The organism is Janthinobacterium svalbardense, assembly GCF_002327145.1.
Taxonomy (GTDB): Bacteria; Pseudomonadota; Gammaproteobacteria; order Burkholderiales; family Burkholderiaceae_D; genus Janthinobacterium; species Janthinobacterium tructae.
In genome coordinates this window covers 4,909,199-4,928,345 of record NZ_CP023422.1, presented here as the reverse complement: position 1 = coordinate 4,928,345, position 19,147 = coordinate 4,909,199, and the positions used below count along the sequence as shown (strand labels likewise).

Here is a 19,147-nt window from a genome sequence, read left to right as displayed (position 1 = left end):
CTGTGCCAGTCTGGGTGTCCAAGAGTGAGCGTCACCGTGGGGCGTATCGAGATTCGCGTAGCATGGTGGCTTTTCCCCTATCTGAACACAGTCCGCGCACTGTCTCTCCTACTCGACGTTGAGCCGAACATGGATCGAGTCGACTACTGGATTCGCAAGGGCTTGACGTTCAAGCCGGTAGCCATCTGATGGTGCGCCTCACTACCCTGAAGTCTCGCCTTGCAGTTCTGCCTGGCAGCGTCCCAGTGCTGGCCGCAGGCTCGTGGCGCTCGTCTACTGCCAGCAGCACCAAGCGCGGCTACGGCTACGCCTGGCAGAAGGCCCGTGTCGGCTATTTGCGCAGCCACCCGTTTTGCGTGTATTGCCTGCGTGATCCGCTCTATGCCGCCATTCGTGGCATGGTGCCCAGCACGGCCATTTTGCACTGTGCAGACGTGGGCTTGGCTGTGCCCATGGCGTCCGTGGTCGATCACATCGAGCCGCATCGAGGCGACCAAGCGCTGTTCTGGAACAAGGCCAACTGGCAGTCGCTTTGCGGGACCCACCACAGCGCGGACAAGCAGCGCGAAGAGGCGGCCCAACGGCGCGGCGAATAGATGGCACCAAAGCAACATCAAGAAATATTTCAAAATGGAAATATTTCATATGTTGCAAAATAACAACATGCGTCAAAAGAAACATTTCAAAAAAGCAATATCAGGGGAGGGGGGCGAAAAGTCCTCGACCCCTCGCCGACCTAGACCGCGTCCTCTCCCACGCGCAAAAAAATCCCCGGTTTTGAAAAAAAGGAATTCAGCAAATGGCAGGCGTCAAAGGAAAGAGCGGCGGCGCCCGCCCCAATGCGGGAGGTGCCCGGCCCGGTGCTGGCCGAAAGCCCAAGAGCCCTCCTGGCGAATCAGCAAACGGCAAAACTCATGGCGCGACTACCGAGCTTGAGCCTCAGGAACGTGGCGGTGCGCTCAAACGGTCAAAGACCGAGCCGGTCGAGATATCTGAGAGGGACATGCTCCAGTTACTGCAGGACATCGCATTGGGACGTGTCGATGCAAGCACTACCCAGGTGCGGGCAGCGATCGCGGCGGTGCAATACACACATGCGAAAAAAGGCGAGGTCAGCAAGAAAGATGAGGCTGGGGCGCGTGCGCGTGCTGCGGCCAGTAGTGGTAAAAATGCAGTTCGCCAAGGGCCCCGCCTAGCGGTTTCGAATAAATGATGGAATGGACAACAGCATGTCCCGATTGGGAGCGTCGCATCGTTGCGCGCGAATCGCTAATCGTCTGCCCTCCGCTGTTCCCCGAGGTGGCCGAAGACGCTTGGAGTCGGTGCAGTGATTTCCGGTTGGTAGATGTGATCGGGCAGCCTCTACTCGGGGATGCGTCGCTGCCATGGTTGCGTGACCTGGTGATGACGGTATTTGGGGCCGAGAACCCGGAAGACGGCCGCCGACTGATCAATGAATATTTTCTAATGGTCAGTAAGAAGAACGCAAAAAGCACGATTGCCGCCGGCATCATGCTCACTGCACTGCTGATGAACTGGCGCCAGTCCGCGGAATTACTACTCCTCAGTCCAACCAAGGAAATTGCGGACAACAGTTTCAAGCCGATTCAGGATTTCATCAACGCCAGCGATGAACTTTCGGGGATGCTCAAGGTGCAGCCATATTGGCGAATGATCACCCATTTGGAAACTGGCGCCACGTTGAAGGTGGTAGCTGCTGACAGCGACACCGTCAGCGGCAAAAAAGCCAGCTTCGTGTTTGTGGATGAACTGCACGAATTCGGAAAACAGGCCAAGGCCTCAAATATGCTGTTGGAAGCCACAGGCGGTCTTGCCTCGCGCCCCGAGGGCTTCGTGATCTACGCGACCACTCAGTCGGCGGAGCCGCCAGCAGGCGTGTTCAAATCGAAGCTGGATTACGCTCGCAAAGTGCGCGACGGCGTGGTGGTGGACCGGAAATTTCTACCGCTGATATACGAATTCCCGCGCACGATGATCGAGAGCGGTGCGTACCGGAACCTGGAGAACGCTTACATCACGAATCCGAACTGGGGGGCATCGGTTGATATCGAGCGAATCACTCAACTGCACGCCCAGGCCAAAGAGGGGGGCGAGCAGGAATTCAAGGGGTTCCTGGCCAAGCACCTGAATGTGGAAATCGGACTCAACCTGCGATCTGATCGCTGGGCCGGTGCCGATTTCTGGGAAGCTGCCGCGATTCCTGTCTTTACTCTGGAAGAACTGATCGAGCGCTGCGACGTGGCAACAGTGGGAATTGACGGTGGCGGACTTGACGATCTGCTTGGCCTGACTGTAACCGGGCGCGAGCGCGGAACGGGGCGCCTGATGGCCTGGTTCCATGCTTGGGCTCACGAGATCGCGCTCGAGCGCCGGAAGGAAATTGCGCCGGCGCTGCTCGACTTTGCAAATCAGGGTGACCTGACGATAGTAAGGATGCCAGGCGACGATGTCATACAGGTGGCCGACTACGTATGCCAGCTAAACGACGCTGGCCTTTTGCCGGAGAAGATGGCCATCGGCGTGGATGCCGCCGGGATCATCGACATCGTAACGGAGTTGGTGAGCTCGGATCGCGGCATTACGATGGAGCAGATTATCTCGATCCGCCAAGGCTATTCGCTGAACGGCGCCATCAAGTCGACCGAGCGTCAGGTGGCAGCGAAGACGCTGGTGCACTCCGGTCGGCCGATTATGAATTGGTGCGTCGGTAATGCGCGCATTGAGGATAAAGGCAATGCCATCCTTGTGACCAAAGCCGCATCGGGCAAGGCCAAGATCGACCCGCTGATGGCACTTTTCAACGCAGTCTCGCTGATGGCACTGAACCCTGTGGGCAAGGGGAATTCGGTGTACGAATCGCGCGGCATAAGGACCGTATAACCTATGAGCTTTTTAGATTTCTTCCGGCCAGCAGCAGCGCCGGAGGCACAGTCACGCCCGGCCGATCACGAAGTCGAACCGGCGCCGGTCGCGGCAGCGCCGGCTGCGCCGAAAGTCCAGGCATCGACTGGCCAGCTGTTTGCCGGCCTGGATGACCCCGACCTGCTGGCCTTCATGCGCACAGGTGGCGAAACCGCCTCGGGCGCTTACGTCAACGCGTCGAAGGCGCTGCAAAACATGGCCCTGCTGCGCTGCGTCACGCTGATCTCGGAATCGATCGGCATGCTGCCGCTCAACCTGGTCGAGCGCGGCGACGAAAAACGCTATGCCACCGAGCATCCGCTATACGACATTTTGAAGGCCAAACCGAACGGCTGGCAGACCACCTACGAATTCAAGGCGCTGATGCAGATGCGCGTCATGATGCATGGCAACGCCTATGCGCGCGTGATCTGGTCGCGCGGTCAGGTGCTGCGACTGATCCCAATGTGCCCGAAGCGGGTGACGGCGGAGCTGGACGACAGCTGGAACATGGTCTACAAGTTCACCCGCAAGGATGGACACCAGATCCCGCTGCCAGCGGAAGAAGTATTCCACCTGCGCGACCTGTCGGAAGACGGCGTGACGGGCCTGTCGCGTGTACGCTTGGCCCATGAAGCTCTCGGCATCGCGCAGCAGGCCGAGAAGGCCGCCGCGCGCCTGTTCAAGAACGGCGTCATGGCCGGCGGCGCGCTGTCAGCGCCCAACGCGCTCACTGACAAGGCCTTCGGGCGCTTGCAGGATTCGATCACCGACAAGACCGGCGCGGAAAACGCTGGCAAGTGGATGATCCTCGAAGAGGGCTTGAAGGCTGAACAATGGGCCAATACGGCCGCCGATGCTCAGCACATCGAAAACCGGAATCACCAGATCGAAGAAATTGCCCGCGCCATGGGCGTGCCGCGCCCGCTGCTGATGATGGACGATACGTCCTGGGGCAGCGGTATCGAGCAGCTGGCCATCCTGTTTATCCAGTTCTCGCTGCAGCACTGGTTCACCATCTGGGAGCAGGGCATCGAGCGCACGCTGCTGTCGAAGGACGACAACAAGAAGCTGCGCGCCAAGTTCAACGAGCGCGCGCTGCTGCGCGGCACCCTGAAGGACCAGGCCGAATTCTTTACCAAGGCGCTGGGCTCCGGTGGCCACGCGCCATGGATGACGCAAAACGAAGTGCGCGAGCTGCAAGACCTGGCGCGATCCACCGACAAGGGCGCCGATGAGCTGCGTGCGCCCGCCAATCAAGGAAAGAAAGCCAATGAGCCTGTTGCAACTACCTAAGATCAATGCCGCGCAAGGTCTGAGCGCCATCCAGTTCGACATGCGCCCTGATGCGCTGGAACGCTGGGAGCCGGGCATTCGTGCCGCTGCTGACGACAACGGCACCAGCATTTCGATCTATGACCGCATCGGCGAGTCGTATGACGGCGAGGGCGTGACCGCCAAGCGCATTTCGGCCGCACTGCGCAATATCGGCGCGCGCGACGTGACGGTGAACGTCAATTCGCCTGGCGGCGACTTCTTCCAGGGCGTGGCCATCTATAACCTGCTGCGCGAGCACAAGGCCAAGGTGACCGTCAAGGTGATGGGCATCGCCGCCTCGGCCGCCTCCGTGATCGCCATGGCCGGTGACGAGATCCTGATGGGCGACGGCGCCTTCCTGATGATCCATAACGCATGGGCAATGGCGATCGGCAACCGCCACGACATGATCAAGGCATCCGAGCAGCTGGCGCCGTTCGATGCGGCCATGGCCTCGGTTTACGCCGCCCGTTCCGGGCTGAGCGCGGCCGAAGCGGCCTCCATGATGGACAAGGAAAGCTGGCTGGGCGCAGCCCAAGCCGTCGAGCAAGGCTTTGCCAGCGGAATCCTGGCGCGCGAGCAGATGGGCCACGATCCCGAGGCCAGCGCCGACACGAAATATCTTGCGATGGTGGAAGCGGCCATGGCCCGGGCGGGGCATTCCCGCTCGGTGCGCCGCGAAGCCATCAAGTCCCTGTTTTCTGGCATGCCGGGCGCTGCTGGAAAAATCGCCACGCCGAGCGCTGGCACCAAAGAAGTAGCAGCGTCACTGCAAACCCTGATCAACAATCTGAAAGGCACAAAATGAAAAAAGTAATGATGACCAGCATCGCCACGGCCATGATCGCCAGCGCGCTGGCGGCGCACGCCTGCCAAGGTGGCCAACCCATCCCGCGTGGCATCGTCATCGTGCGCGCCGACGGCGACGTCAATACGCTGATCACCGACCTGAACAAGGCATTTCACGCGTTCAAGGAAGAGCATACCCAGCAACTGGCAGACATCAAAAAGGGCAATGCTGATGCCTTGCAGGCGCTGAAGGTCGACAACATCAATGCGGATATTGCCCAGCTGCAAGCGTCGGTTGATGCGGCCAATGAGCGCATGGTTGCGGCAGCCATGAATGGCGGCGCAAATCAGTTGAAGGACAAGGAATACACTGAAGCCTTCAGCGCTCACTTCAAGAAAGGCGAAGTGCAGGCATCGCTGAACAAAGGCACGGCCAGCGAAGGCGGCTATCTGGCGCCGGTCGAATGGGATCGCACCATCACCGACCGCCTGCTGGTAGTGTCGCCGATGCGCGCCCTGTGCTTCATCCAGGACATCAGCACCAATGGTTTCAGCAAGCTGTTCAACAACCGCGGCACGAATTCTGGTTGGGTGGGCGAAACGGCGTCACGTCCTGAAACCAACGGACCGACGCTGGGCAGCCTGGCCTACAACACGGGCGAGCTGTACGCGAACCCGGCCGCTACACAGCAGATGCTGGATGATTCCGCTGTGAACCTGGAAGCATGGCTGGCGTCGGAAGTCGAAACCGAGTTTTCGATCCAGGAAGGTGTTGCCTTCCTGACCGGCAATGGCACCAACAAACCGAACGGCTTGCTGACCTACATCACCGGCGGCGCCAACGCGGCGGCCCACCCCTGGGGTGACATCAAGACCGTCAAGAGCGGTGCGGCGTCGACGCTGACCGCCGACGGCCTGATCGACCTAGTGTATGCCTTGCCGGGCGAGTATACGGCCAATGCACGTGCGGCGATGAACCGCAACACGCAGGCTGCCATCCGCAAATTGAAAGACGGCCAGGGCAATTACCTGTGGCAGCCGTCTTTCGAAGCGGGCGCCCCCGCGACTGTGTTGGGTTATGGCATTGCCGAGATGGCGGGCATGCCCGACGTCGCCGCCAACTCCAAACCGATCGTGTTTGGCGACTTCAAGCGCGGCTACATGATCGTCGACCGCACCGGCGTACGCGTGCTGCGCGACCCGTTTACCAACAAGCCGTACGTGCACTTCTACACCACCAAGCGCGTCGGCGGCGGCCTGATGAACCCCGACGTGCTCAAGGCCTTGACGGTCGCAGCCTAAACCACCAGCACCGGGTCTACCAGCCCCGGTGCGACCTTTGAAAGGAATCACCATGATTTTCAGCAAAGAGTTCCGTGGCGTGCGCGACGGCGAAATCTATCCCGAAACGTTCCAGCCGGGCGAGGAATGCCCGCCCGAGCTGGTCGATGCGGCGCTGAGCCTGGAAGTGCTCGAAGTGCCTGAACCGGTCGAGTCGAAGAAAAAGGAAAAGTAATCCATGTTCTTGACACCTGAACTGGCCAAGGGCTACCAGCGCATCGTAGGCAACGATGAGGACGCTGTGATCGACCTGATCCTTTCGGCCGCTGAGCGCGCCGCGCTGGTCTACCTGAACCGCCAGGTGTTCGCCGACATTGCCGCCATGGATGCGGCCATCGTGGCCGGTACCGCCGGCGAGTTTCCGATGGTAATCGAGGATGATATCAAGCTCGGCATGTTGAAAATCTTCGGCGACATGTACGAGAACCGCGAGGACAGCGTGCTGGCCGTGTCAGTGGCGCGGTTGCCGCTGAGCTCTAAAGAGCTGCTGCGCCCGCACCGCATCGGGAATGGCGTCTGATGCGCGCCGGCCAACTGGATCGGCGCGTCACCATCGAGCGCCCGGGCATGATCGAAGGCGAATATGGACCGCAGCCTGGCGGCTGGGCGCCGTTCGCCGCGCGCGTTCCGGCCCAGGTGCAGGATGCCTTGCCCAGCAAGTCGGAAACGGTTCAAGACGGTCTAGCTGTGGCCACGCGCCCGGCGCGCCTGCGCATGCGCTACTTGCGTGGCATCACCTCCGACATGCGCATCACGCTGCATGGCGACACCGATGTGGTTTTCCAGATCGTTGGTGGCCCGGCCGAGATCGGCCGCCGGAAATGGCTGGAAATGACCATCGAGCAGTATTCAACCCAGGGGCAATAATGGCAGACGACCGCAACATCACCGGCGGCAAGGCGCTGGACGACTTCCTCAAGTCCCTGCCGGCCAAGATCGAGCGCAACATCATGCGCTCGGCCCTGCGCCAGGGCGCCAACGTGTTCAAGGCGGAGGTACGTGAAAACATCCCGGTCGACAGTGGTGAGCTGCGCCGCAGCGTGCGCGTGGTCACGAAGGCAAAGAGCGGCCGCGTGACAGCATCCGTGCGCGTTGGCAACAAGCGCGCCTGGTATGGCCACATGGTCGAGTTCGGCACCAAGCCGCACAAGATCGTGCCGAAAAAGAAGGGCGCCCTGGTCATTGGCCAGACCCGCGCCATGGTGGTGGACCACCCTGGCGCCAAGGCGCACCCCTTCATTCGCCCGGCGTTCGACACCAAGCCGGACGCCGCCATCGCCGCCGTGGGCGCGCAGATCCGCAAGCGCCTGACCGCCGAGGGCATCAACGTGCCTGCGGCTGAAACCGATTAGGACCACCATGAAAATCAAGATGCTCAAGACCGTGCCTGGCTCGACCGACGGCGTGACCGTGATCGAACTGCAGGCCGGCGCTGAATACACCATGACCGACGCCGCCCGCGGGCGGCGCCGCGCCGCCGCCTATTTCCGCCGCAGCGAGGCCGTCGAAGTAGTAGCCGGCACTGCCGAGGTAGTGCCGGCCCAGGCGGTCGCTGGCAAGGCGCGCAGCAAGAAATGAGCGCCATCAAAGTCATCCGCGCGCTGCTGATCGCGCATGCGCCGATTCTGGCCCTGGTGCCGGCGGCGCGGATCGTGGCCGGTACTGTGCCGCAGGGCACGCCGCTGCCAGCCATTGGCCTGACGGAGATCAGCCGGGTTGAACTGCCCACCGTATCGCTGGGCCAGCGCGCCGTGCTGGTCACCGCGCGCATCCAGGTCACGGTGCACGCCAGCGCCTATCCAGAACAGAAGGCTGTGCTGCAGGCGGCCAAGCTGGGCCCTGGCACGCACACCGGCACCGTGGCCGGGATTGAGGTGCGCAGTGTGATGCGCGACATCGTCGGCCCGGATATGACCGACGACGATGCTGGCGTCTATCAGCAGTCTCGCGACTTCAAAGTTGTCTACGTCGAAGCGAATTAAGCGAATTAGCAGTTTCCAAGGTTTTCCAGCCCGCCCGTACCGCAATCCTGCGTGCGGGCTTTTTTAATGAAAGGTATCAAAATGGCATTCGAAAATGATTTCGAGACAGTTGCGGGCACCAAGCTGTACGTCTGCGCGGCCCGCCCCGCTGCTGATACGGTGGCGGCTTATGCGGCCCTCACCTGGATCGAGGTGGGCGACATCACCAACGTGGGCGGCGTAAAGGGGCGCGAGTACAGCGCCTCGACGCTGTCGACCGTCAGCAACGCGCACGACCGCGAAAAGAAAGGCAGCTACAAGCTGCCAAATGCAGAAATGGAATGCGCCTGGGTCGAAGACGACGCCGGCCAGATCCTGATCGAAGCGGCGGCCAACGACTACACCATTCCGGCGTTCAAGGTCGTCAAACAGGGTGGCGGCATTCGCTACTTCACCGCCCAGGTGATGAAGTTTGTCGAAAACCTGGGCGGCAGCAACGACACCGTCAAGGGCGCTTTCACTCTGCTGCGCCAGAGCGACACCCTCACCGCGTAAGCGGAAACCATCACGGCCACAGGCCACCCCAGCACCGACCTGGTCCGCTTCGCCCCTCGAGGGGGCGGGCGGGCCTGGCACGGGCATTTACCTACCCTCGAAGAAAGAAACCACCATGTCGATCAAAAAATATGCAGTCGCAACCATCTCCGTCGTCCACCTGAAAGACGGCAGCGACGAACTGATGTATGCCGATGGCGTCGACGGCAAGCCGGACCTGAACCGTCCGATGCGCGTCACCCTGTTCGGCCCGGGCTCGAAGCAATTCGCCAAGGCCAGCGCCGCCAACACCAATGCGCTGATGGCGCGCATGAGGAAAAAGGGCAAGGACAACCAGACCGCCGAAGAGCGCACCCAGGAGGCGGCCGACACGCTGGCAGCTTGCACGGCCTCCTTCGAAAACATCGAACTCGACGGACTGTCCGGCGAAGCGCTGTACAAGGCCGTGTATTCCGACCTGGAACTGGGCTTCGTCAACTCGCAGCTCAACGCCCACCTGAATGACTGGGCAAATTTTACGAAGCCGTCGGCGAACAGCTAAGCCTGTTCGTCCGGCAAAGCGCTTGGCTCGGCGCCGTGCCGGAACCTACGGCCGGCGCGCGCGCCGAGAGCGCCAAGCTGTCGCGCCGCGAGCGTATCGAGCGTGATGGCGGCGAAATCGAAATGCCGCCCGTCGATCAGGGCGAATACCTGATTGGCTACCTGTATGAGCTGGGCCCGACCGTGGCGGCCGGCATGGGCGCCGGCCCGGTGACCTTTGCCGAGCTGGTCGCCTGGCAGGCCGCGCGCGGTTTCGAGATCGAACCGTGGGAGGCGCGGCTACTGCGCCGCTTGTCCGTCGACTACCTGGCCGAATCGCACCGCGCCACGCAGTGCGACTGCCAGCCGCCTTGGGGTGGATCGGCTGCCGTGCGCGTCAGCCACGACCGCGCAGCAGCATGCGCCCTTGAGTTGTTTCTTGCATAGACCGTCCATGTGGCGGTCTTTTTTTTCGTCTGCTGCCCTTGAGGCGGCTTTTGTATTGGATACGCGATGGTCGTCGGTGATCTTGAAATTCGCTTGAGGGCGGATATTGCCCGGTTGCAGGCTGATATGACGCAGGCGCGCCGTACTGTCACGGAAACCCAGGACAGGATCAACGCGGCCGCCAATGCCATGAAAACGGCGCTGGCAGGCATCGGTATCGGTGCGGGCCTGGCCGAAATCATCAAGATGGCTGATGAATACGCCAAATTCACAGCACAGCTGCGCCTGGCATCGACGTCGGTCGCAGACTATGCCGCGTCCTACGACGCCGTCAAACGCATTGCGAAAACCTCTCAGCAGGATCTGGCCAGCACAGGGGTGCTGTACGCCCGAATTGCCAACGGCACGCGCGAGCTCGGGACAACGCAAAAGCAAGTGGCCGCCATTACCGAGACCGTCAACTTGGCGCTGCGCGTGAGCGGCGCAACGGCGACTGAGTCGGCATCGGCCCAGCTGCAGTTGTCGCAGGCATTCGCCTCCGGCACGCTGCGCGGCGAGGAATTCAATGCGGTGAACGAGGCGGCGCCGCGCCTGATGAAGGCGCTGGCCGATGGCATGGGCTTGCCGGTTGGGGCGCTCAAGGCGATGGCAGGCGAGGGGCTGATCACTTCCAACATCATGGCCACGGTGCTGCCGAAGGCGCTGGAATCGTTGCGCGAGGAAAGCAAGAATATCCAGACGATCTCTGGTGCTTTCACGGTGCTTAAGAATGAAATGCTGGAGTTTTTCGGCATGCAGGCGCAGGCGAACGGAACTGTGGCGCTTATCACTGGTGCTATTCGGCTGCTGTCTGAAAATCTGACGTCGCTTGTCATTATCCTTAAAACGTTGATGGCCTATCAAATCGGCACGTGGCTGGCCGGATGGACAGTCAAGACATACGGGCAGGTAACGGCGCATCTTGCACTGAAGGCAGCGACCCTCGCGACGATGCAGTCAGAGGTGCTGCGTGCTGATGCGCAAGTGGCGCAACTTGCCGTCACGCAATTGGCGATCGTAGAGGCTCGGGGTGAAATGATGGCACGCCTAGCCCAGGCCAACGCGAATGTCCAGGCAGCGCGATCCGCCATTGCCGCAGCGTCTGCCGCGGGCGCTCAAAGCTACGCGCTTATGGTACTCAGGACCGCAACTGCAGAGTTAGCTGTAGCTGAGGCGGCTCGTGTCGCCATGCTCGCGGAATTGGCGATTTTAGGTCAGCAGCAGGCGAGAATCAGTGCTCAAATTGCTGCAGCTGATGTAGCGCAGACTGCGGCAAAAACGGGTCTTGCTGCGGCAACCGGCATCCTGTCGCGCGCAATGGGCGCGCTGCGCGCTGCCACCGCATTCCTCGGCGGACCTATTGGCGCGATCATTCTTTTGCTTGGCGCCGCTGCTTTGGCGTGGGAGCTTTTCGGAAAAAAGGCCAAAGAAGCCAACGAACAAGCGGCAGAATCTTTTGAAGAGTCGCATGCCAGGATCATCAAAGCCCTGGATGCCCAAATCGACAAGCAGGAAAACCTGCTGCAGCTGAAAAACTTGGGCCTGACGAATCAGCAGGCCGAGAAGGAGCTGCCGATTATCAAGCAACTGGAGGCGGCCTCCAAGCGAATGGGGGAATTGAACGCCCGCACCGGCGACTTCGCCAGCATCAGCAATGACGATGCTCTGTTCAAGCGTATCGAACTGACCAAGCAAATTAATGAACTGCTGGAAAAGCAAGCGAAAGCCACCAAAGGTGCCGCCGATGTTGCGAAGGTCACTGGAAACGAGGCCTATAACGAGTGGAAAAAGATCTACGCCACCCGAGAGGAGCAGCGCGCCGCCGAGATCGCGGACCTGAAATCGCGCAACATGAATGCTGCGCAGTACGCTGAGATGCTGGGGCGCATTAATTTGAAGTATGCCGACAAGAGTGGCGCGGCCGGACTGAAAAAGGAGGAGCAGGCCTATGTGACCCTGATCGCCAGCATTCGCGAGAAGATCGAGGCCGGGCGCTTGGAGAATGCCACCGACGTCGATGCGACCGAGAGCCAGAAGCTGCGCATCAAGCTGGAAGAGGAAATCAAGACAGGCAAGCTGAAACTGGCCGACGCGCACCTGGTTGTGGCGCGCGCGGCGTTGGACGAGCTGGCAGCTGAGGAAAAGATCGCCAAGGCCCGTGCCACGGAAAAGGACGTATCCGCGCGCATTCAGGAAAGCACGCTGGCGCGCCAGGACTCCGCGGCGGCGTTGGCGGCGGAATACCAAATGATGGGCAAGTCCAGCGATGCTCGCGAACTGGCCATGGTGGCAGTGCGCGAGCAAACAGCGCTGGAGAAATTCCTGCTGCAGGAGAAGTTGGCCGGAAAGGTCGTCACCGACGAGGAGATCAAGCGCCTGACGGACGAAGCGGCTGCGCGCGTGCGCGTCGAGCAGGCCACGCTGGCGCAGACCAAGGCGCTGGGCTATGCCGCCCAGCTGGCCGACGAGAACCGCCGCTTCGCCGCTGAATCGTTGTTCAACGAAAAGGACCGTGCTGCCGCGCTGCTGAAAATTGACGCCGCCATGTGGCAGGAGCGCATTGCCCTGGCTGGCGCCGGCACGGACGCACAGAAACGCCTGCAGGAAGAATATACGACCTGGTACAGCAACCAGCTGGCCAAGCCCGAGATCGAAGCCAACCGCAAGATGTGGGAATCGATCGATACGACTGCACACGATACGTTCGTGTCCATCTTCGATTCGGGCAAGTCGGCTTTCGACCGCCTGCGCGACACCCTGAAAAACGGCCTGCTGGATCTGCTGTACCAGATGACGATCAAGAAATGGATCCTGAACATTGGCGCGTCGGTGTCCGGGGCAGGTGCCGCTGGCCTCGCATCCGCCGAGGGCTTGGGCCTGAGCGGTGGCGCGGCTGGCGGAGGTATGGGTGGTATTTCCAGCCTGGCGCAGAGCGCGAAAACGGCCTACACCATTGCCACACAGGGGTTTTCCGGCGTGGCCGCTGGCATCGGCGGCAGTATCGCCACCCTGGGCAATCTCTTCGGCTCATCTGCCGTGTCGGCTTTCGGAACAGGCATGGGCCTGACGGGCGCGCAGGCTGCCACGGCATCTGCCGCATACGGCTCGGCCGGCATGGCTGGCACGGGTTCGGCCCTGACGGCCGGCGCCGCCGCTGCGCCCATCGTAGCTGCGGCTGCAGGTATTGCGGCTGGCGTGCTGGGTGGACGTGCAATTTCGGGTCAGTACGGTAGCAATGCAACGGTGAATGTCGGCACCGGCATCGGAACCGTGGCAGGCGCGATCTTCGGCGGCCCGTTTGGTGCTGCTATCGGTGGCGCTATCGGCGGGGCTATCGGTGGGATTGCAAACCGTGCCTTCGGCATGGGCGACAAGAAATACGGGGAAACGGGCATTACGGGGACGCTATCTGGCTCCGGATTCACAGGTGAGGAATACGCCAAGTGGACGCAGAAAGGGGGCTGGTTTCGCAGCGACAAGAAAGATACGGACCGCAAAGCCGTCGATGCTACGACGTCCAATGCGTTCGTGGAAACATACGCTGCCATCCGCAATGTCTCAGCCACGCTGGCCAATACGCTCGGCGTTGACACGGCCAGCCTGGCCACGCGCGCCCAGGCGCTGAATATCAACCTGACTGGCCTCACCACAGAAGCGGACAGGTTGGGCGCCGTCACCAAGTTTTTTGAGGGTGTGGGCAATGCGATTGCGCTGGAACTGGTCCCGAGTCTCGGTCAGTTCAAGGTCGGCAACGAAGACCTGAGCACGACCCTGCAGCGCGTGGCCGGTGATTACGCTGGCGTCGACGCGGCGCTGCAGCTGATCGGCCGTACGTCCCAAGACGCCTTTGGAGCCGTGGGCGTGGCCACCATTGGCGCGCGCGAGAACCTGATCAAGTTGGCAGGCAGCCTGGACTCGCTCACCAGCGGGACCAGCTTCTTTGCTGAAAACTTCCTGACGGAAGCGGAGCAGATGGCGCCCGTGCTGTCGACCGTGGCCGATACGCTGAGCAAGCTGGGTCTGTCCGGCGTCAAATCGGTGGAGCAGTACAAGGACGTGGTGCTTGGCCTGGACTTGGCCAGCACGGGCGGGCAGGAAATGTATATCAAGCTCCTCGCCTTGGCCCCTGCATTCAAGGCAGCAGCCGACCACACCAACCAGCTGGCCGCTGCGACCGGCAACTATGCGGCCGTGGTCAAGACCGCCAGCGAGATCGCCAGCGAGCGCATGGAGCTGCAAAAGCAGCTGAACGAATTGACGAAAAGCGAAACGGAACTGCTGGCCATCCAGCGCTCCAGCATCGCCGCCGTCAACCGCGCGCTGTTCGACCAGGTGCAGGCGGCCAAAGCCGTGGTATCGGCCAAGGATGCGCTGGGCAAGGCCTATGACCGAGAGGCGGCAGCTGCTCAAACGGCGCTGGACAAGTCGAAGTCGTGGGTGACCACGCTCAACGGCCTGAACGCCAGCATGGCCCTGGGCAACCAGTCCATCCTGACGCCGGAGCAGAAGTATGCCGAGGCCCGGGCCCAGTTCGAGAAGACCCTGGCGGCGGCCAATGCCGGCGACACGACGGCGCAGTCCGGGCTGTCTGCCGCCGAACAGGCTTTCCTGACGGCTTCGCAGGTGGTCAACGCCTCGGACGCCCGCTATGCGGCAGATTACGCCCGCGTGCTGGCGGCCAACAACGAGGCACTGAAATGGGCCTCGGTGCAGGTCGACGTGCAGCAGGCCAGCCTGGATGCCCTCAAGGCCCAGGTGTCGGGTCTGGTCACCATCAACGACAGCGTGCTGACGGTGGCGCAAGCCATCGCCAACCTGCATGCGGCGATGGGCACGGCCACGGGGCTGGGCGTGAAGTTCGACGGCTCGCATGCCGGCGGCCTGTCCAACGTGCCGTTTGACGGTTACGCAGCCGAGCTGCACCGCGGTGAAGTGGTGATGGATGCGCCAGCTGCCTCTGTAATGCGCCGTTACTTCGGCGGCGCGCCAAGTCAGGGTGGCGGCAACACGGATGCGCTGGTGGCGGAAATCAAGGGCCTGCGGGAAGAGGTCAAGGGTTTGCGCGCGGAGCAGAAGGATCAGACCGGCGCGGCGATCAGGGCCACCGTCGAATCGAACGACAAGGCAGCCAAGACGGTTGTGGCCGGTGTCGATAAATCCGCCAAGGCATCCGCCTGGGCGAAACAAGTGGAGTACTCGCAATGACAGACGCGCAGTTTCTGGCATGGCTGCAAAGCCCGTCGGCCATCCGTATGGTGCTGATCGAGGTGCAGGTGAATGTGGGCGGCGTCGAAGTGACGCGGTTTATTTCCTCCTGGCCGTATGTCACCGGCCCGGCCGACGTCCCGCCCAACATCGAGTACTTGCCGCTGGCCACTGGCGGGCTGGCCTTCACCGAGCAGGTCAGCCTGACCGGCGAGGCTGGCCTGTCGGGCGGTGATGTTGAACTGGACAACGGAGATGGCGCGCTCGATGGCTGGCTCGCCGACGTCTGGCGCAACCGCCCCATCAAGGCCTGGTCCGGCGATCCGGCCTGGCCACGCAGCGACTTCCGGCTGATCTTTGACGGCATCGTCGCCGATATCGGCAGTTCGGCGCGCGAATCGATCAACCTGTCGTTGCGCGACAAGCTGCAGCGGCTGGACACGCCGATTGCCGAGGCGAAGCTGGGCGGCACCTCGCCCAACAAGGACGCCACCTTGCCGATCCCGTTCGGCGAATGCCACAACGTCACGCCATTGCTGACCAACCCGGTCACGCTGGAGTATGGCTTCCTGGGCGCGGTGGAGTCGAGTTTCGAGGTGCGCACCAACGGCAAGCCGATTGCCGTGGCCCTGAATGACCAGGCCGGGCGTTTCAACCTGACCACTCCGCCGTACTCGATGGCGATCACGGTCAGCGTGCAGGGCGACAAGGGCGACGGGTATGCACCGCGCATCGCCCCGCTGGTGCGGCGCATCGCCACCGCCTACGGCAAGGCATCGGATCGCTTCACCCTGGCCGATCTCGATCTGGCCAATCTGGCCGCCTTCGATGCCGCCCACCCGCAGTTGGTGGGCCTGTACGTTGCGGACCGGACGAACCAGGCGCAGGCTATCCAGCAGCTGGCGGCCAGCGTGGGCGCCCAGGCGATCATGTCGCGCACGGGCCAGCTGCGCCTGGTGCAGATCGCGCTGCCGGCCGCCGGCGTGCCGGTGGAAATCGGCCCCGAACACATGCGGCTCGATTCCCTGCGTCCGGTGCAGCGCTTGCCCGTGGTGGCGGCCGTCAAGATCGGTTTTGACAAAAACTGGACGGTGCAGACGAACCTGACCACCAGCATCCCGCCGGCGCATGCCGACCTGTATGCCACGGAGTGGTTGACCGAAACGGCGGTCGACGAGGCGGTGCGCGCGCGCTACCGCCTGACGGACGACCCGCCGCAGATCGACACCTGCCTCAAGACCAACGCAGACGCGCAGGCGGAAGCTGCGCGGCGCCTGGCCCTGAACAAGGTGCAACGCACGATTTACGAATTTGACGGAGAACCTGAGATGATGATGCTGGAACTGGGGCAGCCCGTGGTGCTGCGCGATGACCGCTTCGGCCTGCAGGACGGCGTGCCTGGTGTGGTGGTGCTGCTGTCGCACCAATGGCTGGCCGGGCGCGTGACGGTAGGGGTGCTGGTATGACGGCCATCGGCGGTGCGCGCGATACGCTGCTGCAGGCGACGGCGGAGCGCTTCAGCACGACGGCCGACGGCAAGGCGATCTTGCTGGCTGGCAGCACGCCTGTGTTTCGTGTGAACAGCGCCGGCGCCGGCGCGCCCGGCTCGATTGCGATTACCGCCAAGCCGGTGAACGTGGTGGGTGATATCGTGTTTTCGGTGTCTGCCGGCACGCAGCTGACCGTCAACGGCAACGTGGCCACGGTCGATTTTGCCAACATGACCAACGATACGGCCCTGGTGCAGGCACGCATCCGCGAATTCGGCGTCGACTACATCGCCAATTACATGATTAGCAAGGTCTTCGACGGCATCAATGGCGACACCGGCCTGGCAGGGCTGAATACGGGTCAGGCCTTCGCCTACAAGCGCGCGGCGGCGCTGCCGGTCGATACGCCGGGCGACGTGATCTTTACCTTTGCCACGGCCTCCATCACCACGCCGGCCGGCAACGACCTGGCCAATGGCTGGTCGAAGAATATCCCGGCTGGCTCGGCGCCGCTGTACGTGCGCGTGGCCGCCGCCAGCTCGCGCAATGCCACGGACAATATTGTCGCAAACGAGTGGTCGTCGGCCGTGCAGCTGGCCAGGGACGGCGCCACCGGTGCTGATGGCATGAACACGGCACAGGCCTTCGCTTATAAGCGGGCGGCATCCGCGCCCGGCGACTCGCCCGGCGATGTGGTCTACACGTTCTCCAGTGCAGCCATCACCACGCCGGTCGGCAACGATCTGGCCAATGGCTGGACCAAGACCATCCCGGCCGGCACGGCACCGCTGTACGTGCGCGTAGCAGCGGCCAGTTCGCGCAGCGCCACGGATGGCATTGCCGCCAACGAATGGACGGCTGCCGTGCTGCTGGCCCAGGATGGCACGCCTGGCCAGAACGGTGTGAACGTGGCGCCCGTGCGTATTTATCAGCGTGCCGCCGTCAATGTGGCGCCAGCGCTGCCAAGCGCTACTTGCACGCTCACCTTTGCCACGGGCGTACTCACAGGCTTGAATAATGGCTGGTCGACGCAGGTGCCGACGGCGGGCGGCGCCTATTTGTTCACGTCGGGCGCCGCAGCCGCGTCGAAGGCCGCCACCGATGATATCCCTGCCAGTGAATGGGCGGTGGCGACGCGCATGGCGGCTGATGGTGAAAATGGCGTGGATGGCCTGAACGTGGCCCCTGTGCGCATCTACCAGCGCGGCGCGACCAGTATTGCGCCGGAGCTGCCGAGCGCGGCGTGCACGTTCACCTTTGCCACGGGCGCGCTCGCCGGCCTGAACAACGGCTGGGCTACGCAGGTGCCGACGGCGGGCGGCGCCTACCTGTTCACCTCGGGCGCCACGGCCGCCTCGCGCGGTGCCACCGATGACATCCCGGCCAGTGAATGGTCGGCGGCGGCGCGCCTGGCAGCTGATGGTGCCACCGGCCAGCGCGGTACCGTGACGGTCACGGCGCCCGGCTATTCCACCTGGTCGGATGCCTCGGCCGTGTATGAGCTGGGCCATGCAGGCTATGGCGCCCCGATCAACCGCGACGTGGTCACGCTATACGACGCCACGCATGCGATGACGAAGTATTTTGATAATGGCGCATGGCTGGTGCTGGGCACGGTGCTGAATGGCAATTTGCTGGTGGATGGATCGGTGGCGGCCAAAGCGTTGTCAGTGGATAACCTGGCGGCAATCAACGCGAATCTGGGGAATGTGGTCGCTGGCGACCTGTACGGAACGACGCTGCATGGCGGCGCGGGGTATCCAACCAATGCGTATACGTGGCCGAGCAACGACGGCCAGGGCTTTCATTTGAGTTCCGCAGGCTTGTTACTCGGGAACTATTCCCTTGGGAAATATATTGAGATGCGCAGTGATGGCTTTGTGGCTATGCCAGGATTGAAAATAGAAGGTGGACGGGCTACCTTTTCGGGCAACGTCGTCTCAGGTGTTGGAACTGGCTTTCGCGTCGAAATGGGGCCGGATGATCCGGTGTATGCCATGTGGGCAGGTACTGGCGTCAAGAATGACGTCAACGCCATTTTCTATCTGAAACGATCCGGTTCTGGCTATTTCGGCGGCTCCCTGTCTGCGGGTATTTTGAAGACGGCCGTCACTAATCCGTCGTTTGACCCTGCGGCACAACTGGTCGGCGGACCGTTCGGCTCGAACGGCGGCACGATTAACGTGGTGTGCAGCCTTTCCTGGCGCTTCGACAAGGCATCGCGGGGACATACCTATACAGCCGGAAGTGGCAGCAATACGGTGACAATCTGGCTGTATCGCACCATTGGCAGCGGCGCCGAGGCATTGGTGCAAACCGCAACCTTCACCGGCGGGACCAGCATTGTCAATTCGAATGATCCGGATACGTCATCGACATGCGCTCGGACGATCGACGGCTCATTTACCTATACCGACACGGCCGCCAGCACGCAAAATCGCACTTACCGCGCAGTGGTGGCGATCAGCCAGCAGAACATCACCATGACGCCTCGCCCTGGTGGCGGTGGAGAAGATCCCGATGCGTTTTATCAGCGACTGACCCTTATTACAACGGAGTGAC

General features: G+C 62.2%; 18 protein-coding genes. All 18 read left to right on the top strand.

Going from position 1 to position 19,147, the window contains the following annotated elements; genetic code table 11:
- Positions 1–188 precede the first annotated feature (188 nt).
- The 18 genes from CNX70_RS21925 to CNX70_RS21845 all read left to right on the top strand — a co-directional run bounded on the left by CNX70_RS21925 (position 189) and on the right by CNX70_RS21845 (position 19,146).
- On the top strand, positions 189–596 hold the full coding sequence (locus CNX70_RS21925) for an HNH endonuclease (protein WP_096237080.1): 408 nt from the start codon (positions 189–191) through the stop codon (positions 594–596).
- 203 nt (positions 597–799) lie between these two features.
- Positions 800–1,213 carry a hypothetical protein gene (locus CNX70_RS21920; protein ID WP_096237078.1) on the top strand — a complete coding sequence of 138 codons (414 nt, stop codon included), beginning with the start codon at positions 800–802 and terminating at the stop codon, positions 1,211–1,213.
- The gene (locus CNX70_RS21915; protein WP_341865529.1) at positions 1,210–2,901 is read left to right on the top strand and encodes a terminase large subunit; all 1,692 of its coding nucleotides are present in this window, start codon (positions 1,210–1,212) and stop codon (positions 2,899–2,901) included. Before CNX70_RS21920 ends, CNX70_RS21915 begins: the two co-directional genes overlap by 4 nt.
- A 3-nt stretch (positions 2,902–2,904) precedes the next feature.
- A complete protein-coding gene (locus tag CNX70_RS21910; RefSeq protein ID WP_096237076.1) occupies positions 2,905–4,218 on the top strand; it encodes a phage portal protein in 1,314 nt (437 codons plus the stop codon).
- The gene (locus CNX70_RS21905) at positions 4,196–5,047 is read left to right on the top strand and encodes a head maturation protease, ClpP-related (protein WP_096237074.1); all 852 of its coding nucleotides are present in this window, start codon (positions 4,196–4,198) and stop codon (positions 5,045–5,047) included. Before CNX70_RS21910 ends, CNX70_RS21905 begins: the two co-directional genes overlap by 23 nt.
- Positions 5,044–6,330 (top strand): phage major capsid protein, encoded by a 1,287-nt coding sequence (locus CNX70_RS21900; RefSeq protein ID WP_425269203.1) that lies wholly within the window; start codon positions 5,044–5,046, stop codon positions 6,328–6,330. The genes CNX70_RS21905 and CNX70_RS21900 overlap by 4 nt, the downstream gene beginning before the upstream one ends.
- A gap of 52 nt (positions 6,331–6,382) precedes the next feature.
- Positions 6,383–6,544: a hypothetical protein gene (locus tag CNX70_RS28625; protein WP_167389705.1), complete on the top strand. Its 162-nt coding sequence runs from the start codon at positions 6,383–6,385 to the stop codon at positions 6,542–6,544.
- A gap of 3 nt (positions 6,545–6,547) precedes the next feature.
- Entirely contained in the window at positions 6,548–6,889 is a 342-nt protein-coding gene (locus CNX70_RS21895) for a head-tail connector protein (RefSeq protein ID WP_096237072.1), read from the top strand.
- A complete protein-coding gene (locus CNX70_RS21890) occupies positions 6,889–7,236 on the top strand; it encodes a head-tail adaptor protein (protein ID WP_096237070.1) in 348 nt (115 codons plus the stop codon). The genes CNX70_RS21895 and CNX70_RS21890 overlap by 1 nt, the downstream gene beginning before the upstream one ends.
- A complete protein-coding gene (locus tag CNX70_RS21885; RefSeq protein ID WP_157751220.1) occupies positions 7,236–7,721 on the top strand; it encodes an HK97-gp10 family putative phage morphogenesis protein in 486 nt (161 codons plus the stop codon). Before CNX70_RS21890 ends, CNX70_RS21885 begins: the two co-directional genes overlap by 1 nt.
- A 7-nt stretch (positions 7,722–7,728) precedes the next feature.
- A complete protein-coding gene (locus CNX70_RS21880; RefSeq protein ID WP_096237066.1) occupies positions 7,729–7,947 on the top strand; it encodes a hypothetical protein in 219 nt (72 codons plus the stop codon).
- Positions 7,944–8,351 carry a tail completion protein gp17 gene (gene gp17 / locus CNX70_RS21875; RefSeq protein WP_096237064.1) on the top strand — a complete coding sequence of 136 codons (408 nt, stop codon included), beginning with the start codon at positions 7,944–7,946 and terminating at the stop codon, positions 8,349–8,351. Before CNX70_RS21880 ends, gp17 begins: the two co-directional genes overlap by 4 nt.
- Positions 8,352–8,432: 81 nt before the next feature.
- Positions 8,433–8,885 carry a hypothetical protein gene (locus CNX70_RS21870; protein ID WP_096237062.1) on the top strand — a complete coding sequence of 151 codons (453 nt, stop codon included), beginning with the start codon at positions 8,433–8,435 and terminating at the stop codon, positions 8,883–8,885.
- A 115-nt stretch (positions 8,886–9,000) separates the two neighbouring features.
- A complete protein-coding gene (locus CNX70_RS21865; protein WP_096237061.1) occupies positions 9,001–9,426 on the top strand; it encodes a hypothetical protein in 426 nt (141 codons plus the stop codon).
- 35 nt (positions 9,427–9,461) lie between these two features.
- A complete protein-coding gene (locus tag CNX70_RS21860; RefSeq protein WP_096237059.1) occupies positions 9,462–9,851 on the top strand; it encodes a hypothetical protein in 390 nt (129 codons plus the stop codon).
- A gap of 66 nt (positions 9,852–9,917) precedes the next feature.
- Positions 9,918–15,095: a tape measure protein gene (locus CNX70_RS21855; protein WP_096237057.1), complete on the top strand. Its 5,178-nt coding sequence runs from the start codon at positions 9,918–9,920 to the stop codon at positions 15,093–15,095.
- The gene (locus CNX70_RS21850; protein ID WP_096237055.1) at positions 15,092–16,561 is read left to right on the top strand and encodes a hypothetical protein; all 1,470 of its coding nucleotides are present in this window, start codon (positions 15,092–15,094) and stop codon (positions 16,559–16,561) included. Before CNX70_RS21855 ends, CNX70_RS21850 begins: the two co-directional genes overlap by 4 nt.
- A complete protein-coding gene (locus tag CNX70_RS21845) occupies positions 16,558–19,146 on the top strand; it encodes a hypothetical protein (protein WP_096237053.1) in 2,589 nt (862 codons plus the stop codon). The genes CNX70_RS21850 and CNX70_RS21845 overlap by 4 nt, the downstream gene beginning before the upstream one ends.
- The last annotated feature ends 1 nt before the right edge of the window (position 19,147 follow it).

Coding starts and splice junctions, on each gene's coding strand:
- CNX70_RS21870 (WP_096237062.1), top strand. CDS start 8,433: ATGGCATTCGAAAATGATTTCGAGACAGTTGCGGGCACCAAGCTGTAC.
- CNX70_RS21880 (WP_096237066.1), top strand. CDS start 7,729: ATGAAAATCAAGATGCTCAAGACCGTGCCTGGCTCGACCGACGGCGTG.
- CNX70_RS21925 (WP_096237080.1), top strand. CDS start 189: ATGGTGCGCCTCACTACCCTGAAGTCTCGCCTTGCAGTTCTGCCTGGC.
- CNX70_RS21900 (WP_425269203.1), top strand. CDS start 5,044: ATGAAAAAAGTAATGATGACCAGCATCGCCACGGCCATGATCGCCAGC.
- gp17 (WP_096237064.1), top strand. CDS start 7,944: ATGAGCGCCATCAAAGTCATCCGCGCGCTGCTGATCGCGCATGCGCCG.
- CNX70_RS21855 (WP_096237057.1), top strand. CDS start 9,918: ATGGTCGTCGGTGATCTTGAAATTCGCTTGAGGGCGGATATTGCCCGG.
- CNX70_RS21910 (WP_096237076.1), top strand. CDS start 2,905: ATGAGCTTTTTAGATTTCTTCCGGCCAGCAGCAGCGCCGGAGGCACAG.
- CNX70_RS21885 (WP_157751220.1), top strand. CDS start 7,236: ATGGCAGACGACCGCAACATCACCGGCGGCAAGGCGCTGGACGACTTC.
- CNX70_RS21915 (WP_341865529.1), top strand. CDS start 1,210: ATGATGGAATGGACAACAGCATGTCCCGATTGGGAGCGTCGCATCGTT.
- CNX70_RS21895 (WP_096237072.1), top strand. CDS start 6,548: ATGTTCTTGACACCTGAACTGGCCAAGGGCTACCAGCGCATCGTAGGC.
- CNX70_RS21850 (WP_096237055.1), top strand. CDS start 15,092: ATGACAGACGCGCAGTTTCTGGCATGGCTGCAAAGCCCGTCGGCCATC.
- CNX70_RS21845 (WP_096237053.1), top strand. CDS start 16,558: ATGACGGCCATCGGCGGTGCGCGCGATACGCTGCTGCAGGCGACGGCG.
- CNX70_RS21905 (WP_096237074.1), top strand. CDS start 4,196: ATGAGCCTGTTGCAACTACCTAAGATCAATGCCGCGCAAGGTCTGAGC.
- CNX70_RS21890 (WP_096237070.1), top strand. CDS start 6,889: ATGCGCGCCGGCCAACTGGATCGGCGCGTCACCATCGAGCGCCCGGGC.
- CNX70_RS21920 (WP_096237078.1), top strand. CDS start 800: ATGGCAGGCGTCAAAGGAAAGAGCGGCGGCGCCCGCCCCAATGCGGGA.
- CNX70_RS21865 (WP_096237061.1), top strand. CDS start 9,001: ATGTCGATCAAAAAATATGCAGTCGCAACCATCTCCGTCGTCCACCTG.
- CNX70_RS28625 (WP_167389705.1), top strand. CDS start 6,383: ATGATTTTCAGCAAAGAGTTCCGTGGCGTGCGCGACGGCGAAATCTAT.